The following is a 4,542-nucleotide window of genomic DNA, read 5'->3' as shown; positions in this document are numbered from 1 at the left end:
TTTCCGTTGTTTTCGAGGGTTATGCAGGAGGGGCTGAGCACTGCCCCCGATGCTTGGTGGCCCGGAAGTGGTCTCTCAGGGGCGATATTCTCCGGACCTGATGACTGCGCCGATTTGGTGAATAGCTTTCAAGCCACTGGTATTGCGATGTTTTTCCGAGCCCGCCCTGAACACTTCGACGCCGGTGGCATTCGCCGAGATGGAACGGAGATCGAACGTTTTCCAGCGACAAAAACTGCTGCCACAAGACTGACCAAACGGCCCTTCCAACAGCTGCGGTTGGCCAATCGGGCCCACGCCGGCGCCTCAGTCCGACCGTTTCTCAGAACCGAGAGGCAGCGATGGCAGGCCCAGCTCTTTGAGGTAGCCGTTGTGGCGCTGTGCCGCTGACCCAATCAGTTCCTGCAAGCCTGAAAGCTGTTCGTAGACGGCATCAAGATCGACCTCTTCCTCCGGCTCTCCCGTGCTGACGTAACGTGAAATGTTGAGATTGAAGTCGTGCTCGTTTTCGATCTCATCAAGGGCAACGAGCCGCGAGAATCTCTCCTTCTCAGTCCGATTCTGATAGGTTTCAACAATTTCCTTGATGTGCCCTGGCAGCAGCGAGTTCTGGCGCTTGCCCGGATGATAGAGTTCGGCCGCGTTGACGAACAAGACATCGTCCGTGCGCTTACACTTTTTGAGAACCAGAATGCAAACGGGGATGCCAGTAGAATAGAAGAGCTTGGACGGCAGGCCAATAACAGTGTCGATGTTGCCGTCCTTCAGCAGCTTTGTGCGTATCGCCTTCTCGGTTCCGCCGCGGAAAAGAACGCCATGCGGGAGTATGATCGCCATGGCTCCGTCGCGCGCCAGGTAGTGAAGCCCATGCAGAAGGAATCCGAGATCGGCCGCTGACTTCGGCGCAAGGCCGTGGTTCTTGAAGCGGAAGTCCTTGGCCATTTCCTCGGTCGGGCTCCAGCGATAGCTGAAGGGCGGATTGGCGACCACGGCGTCAAACTCGACCTTCTTGGCCGGGTTCGGTTCTCGCAGGATGTCCCAGTCATTTTCGAGACTGTCACCGTGGTGGATGTCGAACTCAGTATCGCGCATGCCATGCAGCAGCATGTTCATTCGGGCAAGATTGTACGTCGTGATGTTCTTCTCCTGCCCATAAAGTTTGCCAATGCCATGCTTGCCCATGTGGCGTCGGACGTTAAGCAACAGGGAGCCCGAGCCGCAGGCGAAGTCGTAGACGCGGTTCAGCTTGGCGCGCCTGCCCGAAGCCGGGTCTTGACTATCGAGCGTCACGATTCCCGACAGAATGCTCGATATCTCCTGAGGCGTATAGAATTCCCCGGCCTTCTTACCGGAGCCGGCCGCGAACTGACCAATCAGATACTCGTAGGCATCCCCCAGAAGGTCACGGTCCCGCGGGAACTGGGCCAAACCCTCGGCGATCTTCTGGATGATCGTGCACAGGCGCGCATTGCGCTGCTGATAGGCCCTCCCAAGCTTTTCAGAGTCCAGATTGATCTCGGAAAACAGCCCTTGGAAGCTGCTCGAGAACGACTCGGTCTCGATGAACTTGAAGCCGCGCTGCAGTGTCCGCAGCAGGTCATCGTCCTGGGTGCGCGCCATTTCGGCGATGGAACTCCAGAGATGGGGAGGTTCAATGACGTAGTGCACCTTGCGGCGCATGACGTCTTCGAACTCGTCCGTGTCTTCAGGGTTTTGCGCATACCAGACCGACAGCGGCGAACGGCGATCGTCCGCCGAGAGGGCCGGCCAGTCGGGCCCCAGTTCTGCCTTTGCGGCCTCTTCGTAGTTGTCCGACAGGTAGCGAAGAAACAGGAACGAAAGCATGTAGTCCCGGAAATCGTCCGCGTTCATTGCCCCACGCAGATCGTTGGCTATGCCCCAGAGCGTCTTGCCCAAACGGATTTGATCTTGTTCGGTCATGCCACGTTCTCCACCGTTTCATCCGCCGGAAAAAGAGCGGGGTTGAAGCGATAATTGTTCATGAAGTCTTCCAAAATTGAGCGAAAGATTCTCTTGTTTTCTTCCATCATTTCAGCGGGCTCAAAGAGCGAATAGTTGCCATGGCTCAGAAGTTGGACATATCGGAAGTGCAAGGTGCCATCCTCGTCACCCGGATCCCGCTTCATCACATCGCCGAAGTGGTTGAACCCATGGAAGGTCGCAGTCTTTTCCATGATGCTGCGCAGGATGGTGAAGTGATAGGTGAGCAGCTGCCCCGACTGGGCAGCGTCGTGCAGCTCCTTGAGCATCGCAACGTGGTAGAAACGAGGCGTGTTGCCGGTGTCGCGCAGCTGCCAGTGCTCGCCGTCGCAGCTCAGGAAGTACCGTTGCGGCTTGTTCAGTTCATTGCATAGAACGTTGAAGAACAACGTGTGGTGCGACGAGACCACCACCTTAAGCCGGTCCTGCTCTTTCAGCATCCTCGCCAGATTGGCCGCGACGGCGATAGCGTTATTCTCGTCAAGAGATGAGATGGGGTCGTCGATGTAAAAGTATCTCACCCAGTCATAGGCTTCCTGTCCATCGATTGCGAGCTGCGCCACGGCCAAGAAGAAGGACCAAATGAATACATTCTCCTCACCACGCGAGATCTTGATGTTGTCGCGGCGAACGGTCTCGAAAGTGCCGTCTTCCCTGCGGACTCGTAGATCACGGAAGAAGCTGATGACACCTTCATCATAGTCGATCTGGAAATCAAAATCGCAATAGCGCCGCAGCATCGGGCGGATGCGGTTTTCCATCTCAAGCTCCGCGAGCCCGCCAAAAAAGGCCGAGTCCGTGTTCATTCGCAGCACCCGCGCTCGGTCGTGCTCGAGGTCGTTGTCCCAGCTGAACAGGTCTTCGGTGAAGGCGTTGAAGTAGAGCGTATCGCGTGCCGTGACCTGGCCTTCGGCGTCGCGCTGTTTGCCAAGCTCCTTGAAGGCCATCGACAGACGCGTCTTGCCAGTGCCGTTGTGGGCAAATATCAGGGTGACCTTCTTGTTTCTGTCCTCGATCTGCTGGCGCAGTTGCACTGCCAGTGCGTCAAGATCAGGGAATTTCTGCGGCTCTGCCATGGGCTAAATGACTTCCCGCGGGAAGAGCCGTTGCAGGAGGCCTCGCTTGTGGTCTTCCAGTGCAGCCGTCATCTTGTCCTGCGCCGTTATCAGTTCGTCGAGCGAGGTCAGGCAGTCGGCAATCTTTCGTTGCTCATCCTCGGACGGCGGCAAGCAGAGCTTTCCGGACAAGAAAGATTCGTTCTTCACGTTGATCGTATTTTTTGCTCCCTTTTGCACCAAAGGATCCAAAAACAACAGGGCTCTCTCGGGCGATTCAAAATATGCGTCTAAAATAGCTCCTATGTGCTTGTTCAATGGAGAAAAAACGCCATACAGAGGTGATACGATTACACTGAATGGGTTCTGGTTCTTCTTAATTATTCCCAATGGAAACTCGCCAGTGGGGCTTTTGGTGTAAACAATATCACCTGGTTGAACCAAATTATAGTGATCAGTACTCTCAGCAGCAAACCGCCGACCCAGATGTTCGATCTGATCAACGAGACCTTTTCGCACCGAGACGGAAAAAACGTCTTGCTCTCCGGTGCTTTTCTGCCCGTGTTCTACTAAAACCTCATCCAATCGCCTCATCTCCCAAGGCCGGGATTCGCGGAACTCGGGGAAACGAACTCTAGGACATGTTTCTCCACGAGCCGGGAACAGCCATTGGATAAGGCCTGCCTTGTGCATTTTAAGCGACTCAAGTTTCGCCGTCTCGGCGCGGATCAATTTGTCGAGCGACGTAAGACAATCGGCAATCTTTTGCTGTTCTCCCGTTTCCAGGGGCGGAAGAGAAATAAGTTTTTCCTTAAGCGCTGAGAAATGTCGGCGATAGCCATCCTGTTCCAAAGGGTTGGCCTGCAGATACTGGTGTAGAAAGCGAGCTTCGACATCCGAAGAAGGGGCAAGTATTTTGATGCCGTCGGCTCCTTGAGCAAAGGGTCCTTCGGCGACTTTCACAACGCAGGTATGGTCGCCAAAAATGACTAGCGGAAAGTCCGCTTGGACGAGCGCCGTTTCGTCATCAGTCCAGCCGCAAATATCATTGGGCGACTGGTCTATGACGGGGAAGCGTCCGCTGGGAGAATAGCCGGAAGTCTGGATCTTTTTCGGCGGAGTGATCGTATTGACCAGCGCGCCCAACGTCTTAACCCCCCATGGCCCGTTATCGCGAAACTCGGGGAAGCGCAGGCGAGGCATCGGGGGCGTTGTCTCAGGCATCTTCGTAGACCTCCAGCCCCGAAATTTCTCGCCCTTCGGCCTTGCGGCGGAGAAGCGGGATCAGGTCTTCCATGAGTGCGAGCTCGGCCCTCGCGCGCACCTTCCAGCCGAGGTCCATGGGGCGGAACAGCTCAGTCAGCGCGTCGGGATCGAAGATGTAGCGGCCGAGAATGTGATCGACGAAGCCCTGGAGGGCTTCGACAGACAGGTCATGCTTCTCGGCAATACGCGTCAGTTCTTCGGCCTGACGGGCAGCCTTGAA

At 55.9% G+C, this 4,542-nt stretch carries 4 protein-coding genes; all 4 read right to left on the bottom strand.

Translation table 11 applies throughout. The features are described 5' to 3' along the window. Positions 1–306: 306 nt before the first annotated feature. Complete coding sequence (locus DRV84_RS14875) at positions 307–1,941, bottom strand: type I restriction-modification system subunit M (protein ID WP_115982089.1); 1,635 nt, start codon at positions 1,939–1,941, stop codon at positions 307–309. Continuing rightward, positions 1,938–3,077 carry an ATP-binding protein gene (locus DRV84_RS14870; protein ID WP_115982087.1) on the bottom strand — a complete coding sequence of 380 codons (1,140 nt, stop codon included), beginning with the start codon at positions 3,075–3,077 and terminating at the stop codon, positions 1,938–1,940. The genes DRV84_RS14875 and DRV84_RS14870 overlap by 4 nt, the downstream gene beginning before the upstream one ends. A gap of 3 nt (positions 3,078–3,080) precedes the next feature. Further along, on the bottom strand, positions 3,081–4,280 hold the full coding sequence (locus DRV84_RS14865; RefSeq protein ID WP_115982085.1) for a restriction endonuclease subunit S: 1,200 nt from the start codon (positions 4,278–4,280) through the stop codon (positions 3,081–3,083). Further along, on the bottom strand, positions 4,273–4,542 hold a 270-nt coding region (locus DRV84_RS14860), incomplete at its 5' end, for a type I restriction endonuclease subunit R, EcoR124 family (protein ID WP_205026749.1). The genes DRV84_RS14865 and DRV84_RS14860, both read right to left, overlap by 8 nt.

Source organism: Rhodosalinus sediminis, from assembly GCF_003385555.1.
Lineage (GTDB): Bacteria > Pseudomonadota > Alphaproteobacteria > Rhodobacterales > Rhodobacteraceae > Rhodosalinus > Rhodosalinus sediminis.
Note: the sequence above shows the minus strand (reverse complement) of the source record. Positions and strands in the feature narration are given on the sequence as shown.